The organism is Brevibacillus borstelensis (assembly GCF_037834415.1).
GTDB lineage: Bacteria > Bacillota > Bacilli > Brevibacillales > Brevibacillaceae > Brevibacillus > Brevibacillus borstelensis_A.
Genome location: NZ_JAUMSJ010000048.1, coordinates 1 through 18,777 on the forward strand (window position 1 = coordinate 1; position 18,777 = coordinate 18,777).

The window sequence follows — 18,777 nt, forward strand, 5'->3', positions numbered from 1 at the left end:
TTTGCTGTATGCGGCCGAGGCTTCCCTCGACAGATCGAGCCGCTTCATTCGCTTTGACCGACTGGACTGTTCCCTGCTTATCCGTTCGAATCAGCCTTCTTTTTGACGACAGGAATCCATATTTCGCTTTTAAACGTGGGAGAAGAGACGTCCTTATGCTCATTCCACAGCATTTCCGGCCCCTCTGCCAGTTCATAGCTTGCGGACGGAAACCATTCGGTATAGATGCGGCCCCAGATGTTTTGCAGGGTGCCTGGAAACGGTCCGACAGATTCGAATACAGCCCATGTGGAGGCAGGTACCTCAAGCCGGGCCAGGTGGTCCGGACAGTCCATCGTCGTTGCCGCGCCGATGTAATGATCAAGCTCCCCGTACTCCTGCCGCCCTTCGGAAAAATTCGTCGATGCGCTAATCAGGCCCTTCGGCTCGACATTTGAAAGCTGCTTCAGCAGGTGGATCGTGCTTTCATCCAGAGCCTCCCACATGGAGGCAATTTCCGGATTCACCCCCTCATAAATCAACGGAACCCTTTTCGTGAATCCGACTATGCGAAATGCCTCTTTTTCTACGATGCGATAGTTCATGCTGCTTCCTCCTTTGATCGAAATATGGAAGGTCATCGGAGGATAAGCCTTGAGCGAAGGGCCGCTGCTTCTGGCTTCTGACGGCGTGACGCCGTGCAAGCTTTGAAAAGCTCGGGCAAAAGAGTCCGCCGAGCTGTATCTGTATTTGACCGCCACATCGATGATCCTAACATCGCGGTCGGCAAGCTCGAAAGCAGCCAGCGTAAGGCGTCTTCGCCGGATGTATTCCGACAGCGTAACGCCTGCGATAAACGCGAACATTCTTGTAAAATGATACTGGGAGCAGCAAGCCAGCCTGGCGACCTCGGCCAAATCGATCTCGCTTGCCAGATTTTCCTCGATGTAATCCATAGCTCCATTCATTTTTTCAAGCCAATCCATCTTTCATGACCTCCCATCTGATCAGAGCATAGCAAAAGCGGGATGGACCCATCCGACAATTCGTGCACAAGTTTGCAGGCTGCGCTGTTTTTCTTTGCGATGGCCCAGCCCGGACAAAAAAAGAACGCGAGAACATTTCTCGCGCGTGCCGATCAAATCCTCTATTTGGGCAATTCCTCCAAGCGCGGAGGCTATCCCTGCTTTTTGTACACGCAGACGACCATCTTGACGAAAAACTCCCGGAAGAACGGCATTTTTGCCAAACCTGCGGTGATGTCCCGCAGCGGCACCTCGCGCTGGTAGACGGCAGGGTGCAGGATGCCTTGCTGGATTCGACGGAAGCGCTTGATCGTCATCTGGTTGATGTAGGCGATCGTATCGCTGCCATCCGGTTTTTTGCCAAAGCGGAAAGAGATCCGGTCTTTGCCGTCCGGCAAATCGCGCACCAGCTGCTTGTACGCGTCGATTAACGCCTGCTCGGAGAAAAACGCGTGCACCCATGGAATGCCGATCGCATCGGACAAATGCGCGCCATAGGGATGGTAGTAGGGCGGAAAATTGATGTAGAGATGGCCTCCGGGCTTGAGCACGCGGAAGCACTCCTCCAGCGTGAGCTCGGGCCGGTCGACATGCTCCATCGCGTCGTTCATGATAATCGTGTCAAAGGTGTTGTCGGCAAAGGGCAGCTCGGCAGAGTCGGCTGTCATGAAGCGGACGCGGTCAGCCAGTCCTTTTTCGCGGGCAAACGCATTTCCTTCCTCCGCATAGTGGGGCACGATATCGATGCCGATCATCTCTTTCGGTCCAAAGGTGCCGTAATAGCAGGTCTTTCCGCCGCCGCCGCAGCCGATGTCCAATACGGTCTTGCCCTGGAACATCTGATCCTGTGTGTGGTAGTCGAGAAAAAACTGAATCGTCTGCTCTCCTTTTTGAAACTGCCATTCGGTGTAGCTCATCTGTCCGTAATTGGCGAGATTGAACGGATGGACGGGAAGGGGAAATAACTTATTCAGTGAAAGCAGCAGCTGAGAGGATAGGGACATGGAAAGTCCTCCTTTCGTACATTCGGAAAAGAGCCCCGCAAAGACTGAAAGTCCCGGCAGGGCCCGAATCGTTATGAACGTTGCAACGCTTTGAGCACCAGTTCGCTGCTTTTGGAGGCTTCCCGGGCGAGAATCAGAGAATGCTCCCTGATCATTTCCCGTTCCCGGTCCAGCCGGGAGATGCGCTCCTTCAGCAGGGACAAAAGGCTGGATTCGTCCAGCTGGGTAATATGTCCGGCGCTCGGCATGCCTGCGCGTTCCACAAAACGGTCGATTTTCGGGTCATAGGAAATGCCGGTAAACGGCGTTTGCAGCATGCAGGCCAGAATGAGTGAGTGCAGGCGCATGCCGACGACATAGTCACATTGTTTCAGCACGGACATGATATCGTGAAAGGTGACAGACTCGTCCAGAAGCTGTGCCCCAGAGCTTTGCATCATGCCGATAATCTCGCGCGAAGGAGCAAGATCGCTGGGAAAATGCATGGGCAAAAACAGCACGTTCCATCCTTTTTCGACGAACATGTCGGAAGCCCGGGCGATTGCCTGCTTGAACGCTTGCTCCTGCTTCCAATCGCGAACGGAGACGGCGACCAGCGGCTTGGTCAGATCGGAAAACAAACCGGAAAGCAGTTCTCGTCCCCGCTCGTCGGATACATCGCTCGGCGAGATCGTCATGGCTGGATCGGCCGTCACGTATATCGGAGCTTTGGTCACCCCGCAGGCTTTGAAGTCGTCGCCTGACTCGTAGTCGCGAACCGTAATCACGTCTACGTGATTCACTACTCGTTTGATCAGGGTGCGGCTTATTCTCTTCAAGATTGGGCCAAACCCTTGGGCGTAAAAAACAACCGGCTTGCCTAGCATCTTGGCGATCGTCACGATGCCCAGATAATAGAGAACGCTGCGGGGACTCGTTACGTCCTGCATCAGGGTTCCGCCGCCCATCACCAGCATGTCGCTTTTCATCAATTCGCGCATGATGACAGGCAGGCTCCAGCGGTTGTACGCCGGGATCCCAAACAGGGAGGTTGTCCGATCCGGCTGATTGGACAACACGGCCAGCGATATATTCGGTTGTTCCCGCCTGAGCGCGCTGATGATGCCGTACAGGACTACATCGTCTCCGGCATTGTTGAAACCGTAATACCCGGAGATGAGTATACGCGACATGGTGTGAACCTTCTTTCTATATCAAACGTACAGGAAAAACACATTCTCAAGTATAATCGAGTAAACAAGGGGAAGTAAAGCGGCCTTAGAAGATATACAGAAAACCCATCGCAAACAGGCCAACCCCTAGAATAATCAAGCCTATCATCAACACAAGCATCGCTTTGTTTTTGCGGCGACGGTAGAAAAATTCATCAAACATCTGAATACCTCCAGAGTGGAAATGAGTCCATTATTGTATCATATCATTAAACTACCGTTTCTGGCTATTTGAAGAGACAAGCGGGGCCGAAATACGAGGAAGGAGCAAGCTTGAAAAATCATGGAACTGACATGGAACAAGTACACGCTTTTGGTAGACAGAGAAATGGAAGATTTGTTCGTCGGGGAGGTGTTGGAAAGCTCGTATACGCTGGGCTGGGTCGAGCCGCAAATCGAAGTCCTGACCACGGAAAACGGGTATGACTACGCGGAAAACGCCGATGGCCCGGTGATCGTCTATTTGTTTGAACCGATCGGGGACAGCGAGGACAGGCTAGTGGAGCGGCTGCGCGCCTATATCAGCCGCTGGGGAGATGCTGTACGGCTCCAGCATGTGGAGCAGGTCGCCGAGGAAAACGATTCGTGGAAGGATGAGTTTCGCGAGGTGCGTGTCGGAGAGTGGTGGATCGCGCCGTCCTGGAATACGAACGAAGAGGTGCTGACAGCGGAAAACGTGCTTTGGATTGATCCCGGGGCGGCTTTTGGAACAGGCTATCACGGGACGACCCAGGATATCCTCAGAATGCTGCAGAAGTGGTCTCCCGCGGGAAAACGGGTGCTGGACATCGGTGCAGGCTCGGGCATCCTCTCCCTGTTTTGCGTGAAAAACGGAGCCGCCAAGCCGGTTTGGGCTGTGGACATCAATCAGCAGAGCAATTATCAGATTCGCGTCAATGCCGCCAACAATCAATTGCAAGAAGAGGATGTAACAATTGTAATCGGTGATATCGTTGACCCCGGAGTCGAAGCGGAGCTGCCGGATGAGGTGGATCTGATCTTGCTGAATATCGGCGGGGACGAGGACGTTTCCATATTGCCCGTAGTGGACAAGCATCTTGCGACAGGCGGACATGTGATCCTCTCCGGGATCGTGGAATGGAACAGGGAGAAGGTGATCGCCGCCTATGAGCAGGCCGGCTTCCGATGCGTGGAGGAATCGACCAGCGATGAGTGGGTGACGGTGATGATGGAGAAAATCAACCAGAGAGCCACCTGACGATAAAACCACGTTCACGCGTGTAACAGGTCTGTGTCAAAATGAGGGAGAAGGCCAGAGCAAATGCCATCGGCAAAGGAGGAGAGGTCGGATGGATCAAGTAGTCATTGTGGCTGCCGGGCGTACACCTATCGGTGCGTTTGGCGGCGCGCTAAAAGATGTAAGCGCTCGCAAATTGGCTGAGACTGTTATCAGAGGTGTCATCGACAGGGCGAACATCGACCCGGCACAGATCAATGAAGTCATCCTCGGCAATTGCATCCAGCGTTCGGATGAGGCCAACATCGCCCGCGTAGCTGCCCTGGATGCGGGACTTGGCAAAGAAGTGACCGGATTTACGGTGCAGCGCCAGTGCGCTTCAGGGATGCAGGCCATCGCCAGCGGGTCGGCTCAAATCATGCTCGGCGAGACGGACATAGTCATCGCAGGCGGAGTGGAGAGCATGAGCAACGCTCCGTACGTGCTGAAGAACGCCCGTTGGGGCAAGCGGCTGACCCACGGAGAGATGACAGACTCCATGTGGGAGCTGCTGACGGACCCGCATCACGGCATCCTGATGGGCGAGACAGCCGAACGACTGGTCGACCGCTATGGCATCACGCGGGAAGAGCAGGACGAAATCGCGCTGAGAAGCCAACAGAACGCCATCCGCGCCATCGACGAAGGTCGTTTTCAGGAGGAGATTATTCCCGTTGCGGTAAAAAAACGCGGGGAAACCCAGCTGGTGGAAACGGATGAACATCCAAGACGGGATGTGACGAGAGAGGGTCTGGCCAAGCTAAAGCCGGGCTTCCGCGAAAACGGGACGGTGACAGCGGGGAATGCCTCGGGCTTGAACGACGGCGCTTCCGCAGTGATCCTGATGAGCGGGCGCAAGGCAAACGAATGTGGACTTGCGCCCCTCGGCCGCATCGTTTCCTACGCATGGGCCGGTGTAGAGCCGGATCTGATGGGATACGGCCCCGTCCCGGCGGTGAAAAAAGCGCTGGCGAAAGCGGGCCTGACGCTGGCCGACATCGACCTGATCGAGGTGAACGAAGCGTTTGCAGCCCAGTATTTGGCGGTGGAAAAGCTTCTGGAGCTGCCCCGTGCCGTCACAAACGTAAACGGCAGCGGCATTTCCCTCGGTCACCCGGTCGGTTCCACAGGCTGCCGGATTGTTGTCACGCTTCTTCACGAGATGAAGCGCAGAGGGGCCAGATACGGATTGGCTACGCTGTGCGTCGGCGGCGGCATGGGCATGGCAATGATTGTGGAACGAGCTTGACTGCTGGACAAGAAGAGTCATTCCTGACCTTTTGAAATTGGGAAAATGCGGTTGCTGCAGGTTTAAAAGCCGCATCCCCTGTTAAAAATGGAAAGCAAGACCCCATCCAAGCGCCGCGAAGATGGGGTTTTTTCGTACACGACAGTCTGCTGGCGCCATCATTCATCCCGGCTGGCAATGTCGGCTGGCAATTTCAGCGCTTGCCGCAATTTATTTTAACAATCAAAAGATGCTTTCCATGAATCGGCGGCCATGGCTGCAGTGATTTCCATTTGCCAAGGCACGCCTGCTGACCGCTGTGGATACGTCAAAGGGGGTACGCATGCGATGATGTTCTTTTCCTTCTTTCAAAAGCACGGGAAGAAGCTGCTCCGCTATACGGTTTTCGGCTTAGCTGTACTGCTGGTTGCTTCGATCGGGTACAGTGCTTACCAGTTCAGGCAAATGGCCAAAGGGTGGTATGCGCCACTGGAAGCAAAACCGGGAGTGACCGTCGAACGGCCCGCTTCCGCTGCCGCCCCCCTTGAATTGCTTGCCGGGACGAAACCGCTGAAGCCTTTTCTTTTGCTCGTGATGGGGATCGACAGCCGGGACGGCGAACGGGCACGGTCGGATACGATGATGCTGGCTGCCATCCACCCTGAAAAGCAGCGCGTCTATCTATTGTCCATCCCGCGGGACAGCTACATGGAGCTCCCGGGAAAAGGCCACGACAAGCTGAACCATGCCATGGCATATGGAGGTCCCAAGCTGGTCGTGCAGTCCTTGGAAAAGTTCCTCGACGTCAGGATCGACCGTTACGTGACCATCGACTTTGACGGCTTCCGCAAAGTGGTGGACGAGCTCGGCGGGGTGCCGATCCAGGTGAAAAAGCGGATGAAGTATACCGATCCGAGCGATGATACCCATATCGACCTCACGCCCGGCCTGCAGACATTAAACGGCGATCAGGCCTTGGATTACGCGCGCTACCGCAAAAACGATTTGGGCAAAGAGGACAGCGACTACGAGCGCATCGCCAGGCAGCAGGAGCTTGTCCAGGCATTGGCGGAGAAAGGGACGTCGGCGGAGGCATTTGCCAAGGCGTTTACCCTGATGGAAATACTCGGCGAGCATGTCAAAACCGATCTGACGGAGAAAGAGATCGCGTCCCTGCTGCTCTCATACAGCGACACCACGCCCAATGCGATCCAGTCGGATACGCTGACAGGCTCCGACGAGCGGATCTGGCACAACGGCGTGCTGGGCTGGTACCACCTTGTTCCCAAACAGGAGCGGCAGCGGGCCAAGCAGGCAATACTCTCCGAGCTCGCTCCTTAAAGTACTGTCGGGAAAGCCTTGGGGAAAATGAAGAGAGGAGATGTATCTGATCAGCACGGAGGATACATCTCTTGCTATTTTCTTTGAGAATATGGACGGCTTTTGTAATTTTTGTTGGAAAATTACTTATCTTTCGAATAGAATGGAGGTGGAAGAGGTTATGAATGTGGATCGCACGGGAGAGGTAAGGTCAATATGGGACTGGAGGGAATGCCCATGTCTATTGCCAAGCCTTGGATTGCAAGTTACCCGCCCGAAACCGCACCGTCACTGGAATACCCCCGTGTTCCGCTGACGTATTTTCTGGAGCAGGCGGCAGCAGAGTTTCCCGAGAGAAACGCCCTTTTTTTTATGGGAAAACGGATCACCTACCGTGAGCTGCTGACGATGTCCTATCAGTTCGCCAACGCCTTGATCAAGCGGGGCGTAAAAAAAGGGGACAGAGTGGCCATCATGCTTCCCAATTGCCCGCAAGCCGTCATTTCCTATTACGGCGCGTTGTTTGCGGGGGCCACTGTCGTCATGACCAATCCGCTGTACACGGAGCGGGAGCTGATTCACCAGCTGCATGATTCAGGCGCCGAGACGATCATTGCATTGGACCTATTGTACAAGCGCGTCCTCGGCGTTAGACCTTCCACGCCACTGAAACGTCTGATTATTACGAGTATTGGCGACTTTTTACCTACATTGAAAAAATGGATATACCCATTCGTACAGAAAAAACAAGGCCACAATCCGCAAGTCACCTATGGGAGCGATGTTGAGGCTTTTCTTTCTGTATTGAAAGAAAGCGCTGCCACGCCTGTCGCACCTGATATCGACCCGGAGCATGATCTGGCTTTGCTGCAGTACACCGGGGGAACGACCGGGGTGGCCAAAGGAGTTATGCTGACCCATAAAAATCTGATTGCCAATACAGTTCAGTGCCAGGCTGTGCTGTATAAAACGAAACGGGGAAAAGAGCGGATTCTGGGAGCCCTCCCCCTGTTCCACGTGTACGGGATGACAACCGTGATGAACCAAGGGATTTCAATCGCGGCGGAGCTGATTCTCGTGCCGAAATTCAACGTCAAGGAGATCCTCGGACTGATCGACAGGAAGAAGCCGACCCTTTTTCCCGGCGCCCCGACGATGTATATCGGATTGATCAATCACCCGGACTTGCCCAAATACGATCTGAAGTCGATCGAGGCATGTGTCAGCGGTTCCGCGGCCTTGCCGGTAGAGGTCCAGACCCGGTTCGAAGAGCTCACCGGAGGAAAGCTGGTCGAAGGATACGGGTTGACGGAGGCATCGCCTGTCACCCATTCCAATCCGATCTGGGGAAAAAGGATGAACGGCAGCATCGGCCTGCCGTGGCCTGACACGGACTGCCGGATTCTCGACCCGGCTACGGGAGAGGAACTGCCGCAGGGAGAAATCGGCGAGCTGGCTGTCAAAGGCCCGCAAGTCATGGCAGGCTACTGGAACAGGCCGGAAGAAACGGCGGCTGTCCTGCGCGAAGGCTGGCTGTTGACAGGCGATATGGCGTATATGGATGAAGAGGGCTATTTTTATATTGTCGACCGGAAAAAAGACATGATCATCGCCGGAGGGTTCAACATTTATCCGCGCGAGGTGGAGGAAGTGCTGTTTGAGCACCCGGCGATACAGGAAGCGGCCGTCATCGGAGTGCCCGATCCTTACCGCGGGGAGACGGTGAAGGCATTTGTCGTATTCAAAGAAGGACAGGAGGTAGCCGAAAGCGAGCTGGAGCAGCATTGCCGCCAGCGCCTGGCCGCCTATAAAATACCGAGGCAATACGAAGTGCGTCCCGAGCTGCCAAAAACGATCGTCGGCAAGGTTCTGCGCCGCCAGCTCCAGGAAGAGGACAGAGGGCGGCAGGAGAGGAAAGAACAGGAAAAAACAAGCTGACAAATTGGCGGTCTTCCAGGAAGGAAGGCCATTTCTTTTGGATTGACAGAAATGGGGATGTGTCATACACTATTTATGAATGAATAGTCATTCAGTTTCAATGACTTGTCTATCAATGTGGAGGGAATCATGGCGAAAAAAACGGGGGAAAAGTATCAAGCCATCATTGATGCGGCTGTCCGCGTCATCGCTCGGCAGGGCTATCACAACGCCCAGGTATCCAGAATTGCAAAAGAGGCGAAGGTAGCGGACGGAACGATCTACCTCTACTTTGAGAACAAGGATGACATCCTCATCTCGCTCTTCAACGAGAAGATGGGCGCTTTTATCGAGGAAGGCCGAGGACGCCTGGCACAGGCAGAATCCATCGAACAAAAATTGTACATCCTTGTTCACGCTCACCTGAGCCAGCTGTCGCGTGACCAGGATTTGGCAAAAGTGACGCAGATCGAATTGCGCCAATCCAATCAGGAAATCAGCGAAGGCATCGGCGCGGTCATGAAGCAGTATTTCAACCTGATCGAAGAGTTGATCAGGGAAGGCATCGAAAAGGGCGTGTTCCGTTCCGATATCGATGTTCGGCTGGCTCGAAAAATGATTTTTGGCACGCTGGATGAAGTGACGACGTCCTGGGTCATGAAACAATGCAAGTACGACCTGCTTTCTCATGTCGATCCCATTCATAACCTCTTCCAATTTGGCATGAAGGGCAAATGAGAAAGAAAACGCTTTTGTTGAGCCAGTCCGTTTGTTACAATGGGAATAGCAAGACTGAGCGTTCGCTCAGATGGCAGTACCCTTCAGTTTTGGGAAAAGGAAGAGGGGGAGAGAAGGATGTATTCTCATTGGAATGTTCATAAGGAAGACCGGATCGCGGTCCTTTCCGTGAATCGTCCGCCGGCCAACGCTCTCAGCCACGAGACGTTGAAGGAATTGGAAGGGCTCCTGGATGAACTGGAAAATGACGCGCTCGTAAAGGCGATTGTGGTGACCGGGGAAGGCCGCTTCTTTATTGCCGGCGCGGACATTAAAGAGTTTACCGAGCTTTCGCCGGCAGACGCGGAAGAAATGGCGAGGCGGGGACAGAAGCTGTTTGACCGTCTGGAGAGCTTCCCTAAGCCGGTCATCGCGGCCATCAACGGAGCCTGCCTCGGCGGAGGTCTTGAGCTGGCGATGGCTTGCCACATCAGGCTGGCTGCGCCGGAAGCGAAGCTGGGTCTGCCGGAGTTGAACCTCGGGCTCATCCCGGGCTACGGCGGCACCCAACGACTGCCCCGTCTGGTAGGACGCGGAAAAGCGACACAGATGATTCTCGCCTCGGAGATGATCGGCGGCGAGGAGGCGCTGCGGATCGGCTTGGTAGAGGAGGTGTACCCGCTCGACCAGCTGCTGGCGAAAGCAAAGGAGTTGGCTGCGGTCATCGCCCAGAAGAGCGCTGTCACGATGAGACTCGCCTTGCATGCCATTCACGCGGGTGCAACTGACGGGTTTGCTGCCGGCTTGGACCGGGAGGCAAAGCTGTTTGGCCAAGCCTTTGGCACGGAGGACATAAAAGAGGGCGTTGCGGCTTTTCTGGAAAAGCGCAAGCCGCAATTCGCCGATCGCTAGAAGCCAAATAACAGACACGGTAAAGGTATTCGTCGCCCGGGCTTTTCGAGGGGCACCAGGATGCAGCTCAGCTCGCCGCTGGTCACAGATGCATGCGGGAGGCGGCAGCGTCACTATGAGGGAGGTATTCTTGTGAATATTCTGGTTGTCATGAAGCAAACGTTTGATACCGAGGAAAAAATCGTGATTCAAGACGGCAAAATCCAGGATGACGGGGTGGAGTTTATCATCAATCCTTACGATGAGTACGCCATCGAAGAGGCGATCAAGCTGAAGGAAGAGCACGGCGGCGAAGTGACCGTCGTCTCGATCGGTCCGGACCGCGTGGAAAAAGAACTCCGCACGGCATTGGCGATGGGGGCTGACAAAGCCATTTTGGTGGATGACGAATCGCTGTTCGGCGACGAGTACACGACAGCAAAGGCATTGGCCGCTGTAGCGCGGAAAACCGGCTATGACCTGATCCTCGGCGGACAAATGGCGGTCGACTCGGGTGCCGGACAAGGCGGTCCTCGTCTCGCGGAGGAGCTGGGCATCAATCATGTGTCCACGGCGGTCAAGCTGGAGATCAATGGCACCTCCGTTCGCGTAGAGCGCGATGTCGAAGGGGATACAGAAGTGGTGGAAACAAGCTTGCCGGTACTGATTACGGCGCAGCAAGGACTGAACGAACCTCGCTATCCTTCTCTCCCAGGCATCATGAAGGCAAAGAAAAAGCCGTTGGAGCGCCTGTCTGCCGACGATCTTGGCCTGACTGCCGCAGATGTTGCTCCCAAGACGCAGGTCGTCGATCAGGTACTGCCGCCGAAAAAGGAAGCAGGGCGCATCCTGGCGGGCGAGATCCCGGCACAAGTGTCCGAATTGGTGCAATTGCTGCGAAATGAAGCGAAAGTAATCTAAGCGAGAGGGAGAGATTTCGGATGAAAAAAGTACTGGTAGTAGCTGAAGTACGTGACGGACAATTGCGCAATGTCTCTCTGGAAGCACTCGCTGCAGCAGGGACGCTTGCGGAGGGCGGAGAAGTGGTCGCGGCGCTGCTCGGGCCGAATACGGCTTCGCATGCAGCGGTATTGGGTCACCACGGAGCGGGAACGGTTTATGTGGCTGACCACGCCGACCTTGGACAATATACGCCAGACGCCTACAGCCAGGCGTTAAAACAACTGATCGAGTTTGTAGGTCCGGACGCGGTGGTCCTCGGACATACGGCGATCGGCCGCGACGTGGCTCCTCGCGTAGCCGCCCGCCTTGGCCTGGGGCTTGTTTCGGACGTTACCGCCCTGGAAGCGGGTCCGGTTTTCGTCCGTCCGATTTACGCAGGGAAGGCGTTTCAAAAGCGCCGTTTTGCAGACGGAAAGATCATGGTCACGATTCGCCCGAACAATATTGCCGCCGGTGCTGCCGACACAGGCAAAACGGCGACTGTCGTACCGTTTGAAGCCGAGATCAAGGACCTTCGTTCCATCGTGCGCGACGTTGTTCGCAAAACGAGCGGCAAGGTAGACCTCTCGGAAGCAAAGATCATTGTTTCCGGCGGCCGCGGCGTGAAGAGCGCAGAAGGTTTCCAGCCGCTCAATGAGCTGGCGGACGTGCTGGGCGCAGCGGTAGGCGCTTCCCGCGGGGCCTGCGATGCCGAATACTGCGATTACTCCATGCAAATCGGCCAGACAGGAAAAGTGGTGACGCCAGACCTGTATATCGCCTGCGGCATTTCCGGCGCGATTCAGCACCTGGCGGGAATGTCCAACTCCAAAGTGATCGTCGCGATCAACAAAGATCCGGAAGCGCCTATTTTCCAGGTGGCTGATTACGGTATCGTGGGAGACCTGTTTGAGGTCGTTCCGCTGCTGACCGCCGAATTCAAAAAGGTTTTGGTGTAACATCGCCATGTATGTTCCTTCGCAGCCTTGCTTCACGAGAAGCAGGGCTGTTTTTGCGAACAGGGTCTGAAACAGCGATAGGGAGCGAGAGCTTCGGACAAACTATACTTTGACACGTCAGAAAGTGTCGCCGCACGTAGTCTTTTTTTACGGGGGATGGTATACTGAGTGGCGTGTGGAACCTTTTTCCGTACCGAATTTAAGGAGGTAATATTCCATGGCTATCGTGAATGCAACCGATCAGACCTTTTCCCAGGAAGTAGAGCAAGGCGGAACTGTCCTAGTTGACTTCTGGGCTCCTTGGTGCGGCCCTTGCAAAATGATCGCACCTGTGCTGGAGCAAATCGACAGCGAAGTAGGCAGCAAGCTCAAAATCGTCAAAGTAAACGTCGATGACAATCCGGAGTCTGCAGGCCGTTTTGGCGTCATGTCCATCCCTACTCTAATCGTGTTCAAGGACGGTCAACCGGTAGACAAAGTCATCGGCTTCCAACCGAAGGAAGCCCTCATGGGAACAGTCGGCAAGCATCTGTAAGACTTGCACAACAGTCTTTGAGGCTGAAGGGCAGCATTCGCCAATGGCGGGTGCTGCTTTTTTAGGTTCGTGGGAGAATGGATCATTGGGCTTTTTCATGCCGATGGGGAGAGATTCCGTCGAGTTTTGAGCGAAAACATGGTAACATGGAAGGACAACGTATGTTCCCTCGATCTGCTTTAACCACAGATGCGGGAGCGGGAGAGATCGGTGCGTATTTCATATGTAAGCCAGTCACCTCGATGTACCGAGTTGCCATACATGATTTTTTTGCACATGCTTTTTGGAAAGAAAACGTGTGACAAACGGGAGGGAGGAGGAAATCGCGTGAAACTGACAAAATTTCCGCGCGAGCAGAGGGAGTATGTCATCGGCCAGATTCAGCAGTATTTTCAGGATGAGCGGGGAGAAGAGCTGGGACATCTGGCCGCGGAACAGATGCTTGACTTCTTTATGAAGACGCTGGGGCCTGTGGTCTACAATCAGGCGGTGGAGGATTGCCGCAAGCTCATGCTGGAACGCATGAGCGCTCTTGAGGATGATTTTTACACCCTGGAGCAGCCGCTCGGCCAGCACCGGAGAAGCGGGCTTTGAGGATAGAGAGTACATGAGGAGGAGGGAGCAGCCGTGAACAGCTCCTTGAAAGACAAGCTGGCAGTCCTGCCGGAAAAGCCAGGCTGCTACCTGATGAAGAACAAAGAGGACGAAATTATTTACGTGGGCAAGGCGAAAGTGCTGAAAAACCGCGTCCGCTCCTATTTTACGGGAAGCCATGACGGCAAGACGCAGCTTCTGGTCAGCGAGATTGCCGACTTTGAATACATCGTCGTCTCGTCAGCGATCGAGGCGCTCATCCTGGAGTGCAACCTGATCAAAAAGCACAACCCGCGCTACAACGTCAAACTGATGGACGACAAGACGTACCCCTACATCAAGATCACCAACGAAGAGCAGCCGCGGCTGGAGATTACGCGCAAGGTGCTGAAAGACAAGGCGCGCTACTTTGGACCTTACGCCAATGCGGGTGCCGCTTCCGAGGTGAAAAAGCTGCTGGACCGCCTGTATCCGCTGCGCAAGTGCAAAACGATGCCCAAGCAGGTTTGCCTCTACTACCATTTGGGACAATGCCTCGCGCCTTGTGTGTACGAGGTCGAGTCGGCGGAAAACCAGCGGCTGGTCGAGGAGATCGCCCGTTTTCTCGACGGCGGCCACGAGGAAATGAAAAAGCAGCTGACGGAGAAAATGCAGCAGGCTGCGGAGAATATGGAGTTCGAACGGGCCAAGGAGTATCGTGATCAGATCCGTAGCATCGAAGCGGTCATGGAGAAGCAGAAGGTCACCTTCAGCGATACGGTTGACCGGGACATCATCGGATTTTCCGTCGAGAAGGGCTGGATGTGCGTCCAGGTTTTTTACATGAGACAGGGCAAAATGATCGAGCGGGAAACGACCTCCTTTCCCTACTACGGCGGCGAGAAGGAAGATTTCATGTCCTATGTCAGCCAGTTTTACTTCGACAAGCAAAATGCGCTGCCGCGGGAGATTTTGCTGCCGGAGGACAGCGACCCGGAGCTGCTCGCGGAATGGCTCGGAGTGAAGGTATCCGTCCCGAAGCGGGGCAAAAAACGGGAACTGGTGCAGATGGCAAGCGAAAATGCGCGGATCGCCCTGCAGGAGAAATTTGCGCTCATGTCCAAGGACGATGCCCGGACGATTCAGGCTGTGCACAACCTGGGCCATATTCTCGGGATCGGGACGCCGCACCGGATCGAAGCGTTCGACAACTCCAACATCCAGGGAACAGAGCCGGTATCCGCGATGGTCGTCTTTACGGATGGACGCCCCGACAAAAAGGAGTACCGGAAATTCAAAATCAAAAGCGTAGAGGGACAGGATGACTACGGCTCGATGCGAGAGGTCGTGCGCCGCCGGTACACGCGCCTGCTGAAAGAAAACCAGCCGCTGCCCGATCTGATCGTAATCGACGGCGGCAAAGGGCAGATCAGCGCGGCGATGGACGTGCTGGAAAATGAACTGGGGCTGTATATCCCGGTATGCGGCCTTGCCAAGGATGAAAAGCACAAGACCGCCCAGCTTCTTTACGGAAACCCGCCGGAACCGGTCGAGCTGAAACGGGACAGCTATGAGTTTTACTTGCTCCAACGCGTGCAGGATGAAGTCCACCGATTTGCGATCACCTTCCATCGGCAGGCACGGACCAAGACGCTGCTTTCTTCCCAGCTGGACGACATTCCCGGCATCGGTGAAAAACGCCGCAAGCTCTTGTTTCAGCACTTTGGCTCCCTGAAAAAAATGAAGGAAGCGACGGTTGAAGATTTCAGACAGCTGGGCATCGGCGACAAGCTGGCCCGGGAAATTATCGCCCATCTCCGGAAGATGTAAGCGGGAGAAAGTTCAAAATAATATTTGAACAGTTGCCTTTTGCGTGATATAATCCCTTTCAAACAGAATATGTAACCTCACTTCCCTTTATTGGAGTGAGGTAGAGGCGCGAAAACCATGAGTACCACCCTGAGATCGGGATCGTTGACGGGTTGCGGAAAGGGGGATTCGCCGAAGTACGAAAGGAAGACCCGCTTCCTGCGTGCTGGGCCTGTGTTGAACAAATACAGGACTGTCATCTGTGCAAGACCCCATTGCCAGATGGAGAGCTATCTCACGAGTCAGCCGCGTGTGATGACAGGGGAATGTCCTGTCATGCTTATGCTGGCGGCTTGCGTGGTCCAGGGAAGGAGGAACCGATATTGTCTACTACTTAGGCAACGGCAGGTGTTTTCCTTGTCGTTGCCTTTTTTGATAGGAAAGCACTCATGCATCGTTTTGTTTCGACAGAGACTATCCATAGAGACATTCGTCTATTCAAGGAAAAGGGAGAGAAGCCGCATGGGGTTGATCGTTCAGAAATACGGAGGGACCTCCGTTGGTACCATTGAACGCATTTTTCGAGTAGCGGACCGGATTATTGAATATAAAGAAGCGGGTTACGATATGGTCATCGTCGTATCCGCGATGGGCAAGTCGACAGATGTACTGGTGGACATGGCCAAGCAAATTTCCCCATATCCGTCGGAGCGCGAGATGGATATGCTCCTGTCTACAGGAGAACAGGTGTCGATCGCATTGCTTTCCGTGGCTCTGCACCAGAGAGGCTACGACGCCATTTCGCTGACCGGCTGGCAGGCTGGCGTTACGACAGAATCCCTCCACAGCAAGGCGCGGATCACGGAGATCAAAACCGAGCGCATTCAGAAGGAACTCGCCCGGGGCCGCGTCGTTATCGTGGCAGGTTTTCAAGGGGTCAGTGCCGAAGGAGAGATTACCACCCTGGGACGGGGCGGATCTGATACGTCTGCCGTAGCGCTTGCGGCTAGCCTGAATGCCGATAAATGCGAGATTTTCACGGATGTAGCGGGCGTGTATACGGCCGATCCGCGGGTTGTTCCGTCCGCGCAAAAGCTGGCCAGCATCTCGTATGACGAAATGCTGGAGCTGGCCAATCTGGGGGCCGGTGTTCTTCACCCCCGCTCCGTGGAAGCGGCTAAAAAATACAAAGTTCGGCTCGTCGTCCGATCCAGCTTTACGGCGGAAGAAGGTACGTACGTAGAGGAGGTTGCCAATATGGAAACAGGAAGAGTAGTAAGCGGCGTCGCATATGATGAAGATGTGGCAAAACTGACGGTTGTGGGCATGCCTGCGCGAGTGGGAACGCTGTCCCGCCTCTTCAATACACTGGCCGACAACCAGGTAAACGTAGACATTATTATCCAAAGCTCTTACGATGCGGAAGTGACGAACATCTCGTTCACCGTGGCTGCCAGCGACCTGCAAAAAGCGCGGGAAACCCTCTCCGGCAATCAGGCAGAGCTCGGTTTTGAAAAAGTGGATTACGAAGAGGGGCTGACAAAGGTATCGATCGTCGGCGCCGGAATGGTAAACAATCCGGGGGTTGCCGCCGAAATGTTCCGTGTCTTGGCCGAACAGGACATCACGATCAAAATGGTCACCACTTCCGATATCAAGGTTTCCTGCGTGATTCCGGCAGAACTCACAGACCTGGCCGTTCGCAGCTTGCATACGGCCTACGGCCTGGACGTAAGCGAAGAAGCTGTCGTGCACAGTCGGTAAGAAGAGCAAACAAGCAGAACAACGAACAGCACAACATACAAGCGTCTCCTCCCCCCTTTCCCCGAAGAGGGGGGTTCTTCCATGACCGTTCATGGCAGGAAAACTCATTTGATTCTTTTTTCCTGTTTCTTCTATTTAAATACGCAGGCGATCCGGGGACTTATGTTTGGCGATGGCACGAGAACGACCACGCAGTCAAACAGCCAAAGAGATCAAGACGCTTCCCTTCTCCTCCAGCTCCATTCTCACCTCCGCCTCCCTGCCCTGCCAACGGTTGACGGCTCCGGCGATGATTCCGCATTCGAGGGCAAGAGAACGAAGCATTCGCTCAGGCGGCATGTATGAAAAAATCGTGTGCGTCAGACGGTACCGATAATGCCGCTCTCTCTCCTCCAGGACATCCAGCTGACCCAGCCCGAGCCGGATAAAAGGCAAGACAAGACCGGCAGCCGACTGGATCGGAATTTGACGGCCGATGTCTTTTCCCAGCCAGTGAAGAATGGCTTGCTCGCTTTCCCCCAAAAGAGTGCTTGTCATTCTCTCTCGCAATAAATGATAGCCCAGGTAGGGCATGTTGATGCGCTCGATGTCGGTAATGACGCGGGAAGGGAGCAGCGCCTCGAGCTGTTCCTGTTCTTTCATCAGGGTGCCTCCTTTTCGATCACAGCTGTCCGGGGCTCGTCCCATGCGATACGGGCTTTGCGCCGAAAACTGTGAGGGGATGCTGTCTGATTGGATACTTGTTATAGGAGTATGAGAAGGAGAAACGAGATATGACAGATTCATAGAAAATAGCAAATTTTTTTAGGCCATTCTAAAAATAGAATTAGTCTATTCATTGTCTTGACGCTCTATACAGACAGGAGTACAATTGGTTTTGGTCAACGTTTTGCCCAACTTTTTTCCGTATTCCGACACAATTTGCCACGTGCCTGGGAGAAAGTCACCCTTCGATTATGTGTAACCATGGTGGCAATGGGTTAGGATAGTGGAGAAAAGCTCTATGAAAAGGACGCGACATATAATTGAAAGGGGGACCACTGTATGGCGAAAGGCCATAGCTTTTTGAGTCACAGGCTTCACTCTTTACTCGGTTTGTTCCCAGTTGGGCTGTTTCTCTTGTTCCACCTGACAGCGAACTACCAGGCAACCCGAGGACCGGAAGCGTTCAATGAGGTCGTAGGATTGATTGAGCACGTTCCGTTTTTGCTTGTCTTGGAATTTGTATTCATCTACATTCCCATCCTGTTTCACGCTGTGTATGGGATCTACATCGCTTTCCAAGCAAAACACAACGTCGGCAGCTTCAGTCATTTCCGGAACCAGCTGTTCCTGTGGCAGCGCCTGACAGGCATTATCACGCTCATCTTTATCGCATGGCACGTATTTGAGACACGCATTCCAAAAGCGATGGGTGCCGAAGTCAACTATGACATGATGGCCAATATCCTGAGCAGTCCTGTAATGGTCGTGTTCTACGCGATCGGGATTCTCAGCACCGTATTCCACTTTTCCAACGGTATCTGGTCTTTCCTCGTTCACTGGGGAATTACTGTCGGCCCGCGTTCCCAGCGCATTGCCACTTACGTAACCATGGGTATTTTCGTTATCGTTTCGTTCGTCGGCTTAAGCGCGATGGCAGCGTTTATTCAATAGGGATAGGGGG

Annotated in this window: 17 protein-coding genes and 1 riboswitch; of the genes, 13 read left to right on the plus strand and 4 right to left on the minus strand. The window is 54.3% G+C overall.

The genetic code is table 11. The features are described from left to right. Positions 1-77: 77 nt before the first annotated feature. The 3 genes from Q3F21_RS24480 to csaB all read right to left on the minus strand — a co-directional run bounded on the left by Q3F21_RS24480 (position 78) and on the right by csaB (position 3,180). Complete coding sequence (locus tag Q3F21_RS24480; protein ID WP_340258783.1) at positions 78-965, minus strand: AraC family transcriptional regulator; 888 nt, start codon at positions 963-965, stop codon at positions 78-80. A gap of 191 nt (positions 966-1,156) precedes the next feature. Beyond that, complete coding sequence (locus Q3F21_RS24485) at positions 1,157-2,008, minus strand: class I SAM-dependent methyltransferase (RefSeq protein ID WP_340258786.1); 852 nt, start codon at positions 2,006-2,008, stop codon at positions 1,157-1,159. A 71-nt stretch (positions 2,009-2,079) separates the two neighbouring features. Then, complete coding sequence (csaB, locus tag Q3F21_RS24490) at positions 2,080-3,180, minus strand: polysaccharide pyruvyl transferase CsaB (RefSeq protein ID WP_340258788.1); 1,101 nt, start codon at positions 3,178-3,180, stop codon at positions 2,080-2,082. A gap of 322 nt (positions 3,181-3,502) precedes the next feature. Here csaB and Q3F21_RS24495 point away from each other — a divergent pair, with 322 nt between their 5' ends. The 12 genes from Q3F21_RS24495 to Q3F21_RS24550 all read left to right on the plus strand — a co-directional run bounded on the left by Q3F21_RS24495 (position 3,503) and on the right by Q3F21_RS24550 (position 17,111). After that, positions 3,503-4,438 carry a 50S ribosomal protein L11 methyltransferase gene (locus Q3F21_RS24495; RefSeq protein ID WP_340258790.1) on the plus strand — a complete coding sequence of 312 codons (936 nt, stop codon included), beginning with the start codon at positions 3,503-3,505 and terminating at the stop codon, positions 4,436-4,438. A 91-nt stretch (positions 4,439-4,529) separates the two neighbouring features. After that, complete coding sequence (locus Q3F21_RS24500) at positions 4,530-5,705, plus strand: acetyl-CoA C-acyltransferase (protein ID WP_340258792.1); 1,176 nt, start codon at positions 4,530-4,532, stop codon at positions 5,703-5,705. A gap of 327 nt (positions 5,706-6,032) precedes the next feature. Then, entirely contained in the window at positions 6,033-7,025 is a 993-nt protein-coding gene (locus Q3F21_RS24505; protein ID WP_340258847.1) for an LCP family protein, read from the plus strand. A gap of 216 nt (positions 7,026-7,241) precedes the next feature. Continuing rightward, a complete protein-coding gene (locus tag Q3F21_RS24510) occupies positions 7,242-8,942 on the plus strand; it encodes a long-chain-fatty-acid--CoA ligase (protein WP_340258794.1) in 1,701 nt (566 codons plus the stop codon). Positions 8,943-9,071: 129 nt separating this feature from the next. Continuing rightward, entirely contained in the window at positions 9,072-9,659 is a 588-nt protein-coding gene (locus Q3F21_RS24515; protein ID WP_340258796.1) for a TetR/AcrR family transcriptional regulator, read from the plus strand. 117 nt (positions 9,660-9,776) lie between these two features. Beyond that, positions 9,777-10,550 (plus strand): enoyl-CoA hydratase, encoded by a 774-nt coding sequence (locus tag Q3F21_RS24520; RefSeq protein WP_340258798.1) that lies wholly within the window; start codon positions 9,777-9,779, stop codon positions 10,548-10,550. A 132-nt stretch (positions 10,551-10,682) separates the two neighbouring features. Beyond that, positions 10,683-11,450: an electron transfer flavoprotein subunit beta/FixA family protein gene (locus Q3F21_RS24525; protein WP_340258800.1), complete on the plus strand. Its 768-nt coding sequence runs from the start codon at positions 10,683-10,685 to the stop codon at positions 11,448-11,450. A 20-nt stretch (positions 11,451-11,470) separates the two neighbouring features. Further along, complete coding sequence (locus tag Q3F21_RS24530; protein ID WP_340258802.1) at positions 11,471-12,430, plus strand: electron transfer flavoprotein subunit alpha/FixB family protein; 960 nt, start codon at positions 11,471-11,473, stop codon at positions 12,428-12,430. Between the two features lie 217 nt (positions 12,431-12,647). Beyond that, on the plus strand, positions 12,648-12,965 hold the full coding sequence (gene trxA / locus Q3F21_RS24535; protein ID WP_003387752.1) for a thioredoxin: 318 nt from the start codon (positions 12,648-12,650) through the stop codon (positions 12,963-12,965). 327 nt (positions 12,966-13,292) lie between these two features. Further along, positions 13,293-13,559 carry a DUF2164 domain-containing protein gene (locus tag Q3F21_RS24540; RefSeq protein WP_340258805.1) on the plus strand — a complete coding sequence of 89 codons (267 nt, stop codon included), beginning with the start codon at positions 13,293-13,295 and terminating at the stop codon, positions 13,557-13,559. 33 nt (positions 13,560-13,592) lie between these two features. Then, positions 13,593-15,368, plus strand: a complete 1,776-nt coding sequence (gene uvrC / locus Q3F21_RS24545; protein ID WP_340258807.1) for an excinuclease ABC subunit UvrC — start codon at positions 13,593-13,595, stop codon at positions 15,366-15,368. Between the two features lie 93 nt (positions 15,369-15,461). Further along, positions 15,462-15,648: riboswitch (Lysine riboswitch) on the plus strand. Between the two features lie 221 nt (positions 15,649-15,869). After that, positions 15,870-17,111, plus strand: a complete 1,242-nt coding sequence (locus tag Q3F21_RS24550) for an aspartate kinase (RefSeq protein ID WP_340258809.1) — start codon at positions 15,870-15,872, stop codon at positions 17,109-17,111. Between the two features lie 195 nt (positions 17,112-17,306). Here the strand turns inward: Q3F21_RS24550 and Q3F21_RS24555 are convergent, their stop codons facing one another. Further along, positions 17,307-17,753, minus strand: a complete 447-nt coding sequence (locus tag Q3F21_RS24555; protein WP_340258811.1) for a DUF2507 domain-containing protein — start codon at positions 17,751-17,753, stop codon at positions 17,307-17,309. Positions 17,754-18,155: 402 nt separating this feature from the next. Here Q3F21_RS24555 and Q3F21_RS24560 point away from each other — a divergent pair, with 402 nt between their 5' ends. After that, positions 18,156-18,767, plus strand: coding sequence for a succinate dehydrogenase cytochrome b558 subunit (locus tag Q3F21_RS24560; protein ID WP_340258813.1), 612 nt, complete (start codon positions 18,156-18,158; stop codon positions 18,765-18,767). Positions 18,768-18,777: the final 10 nt, after the last annotated feature.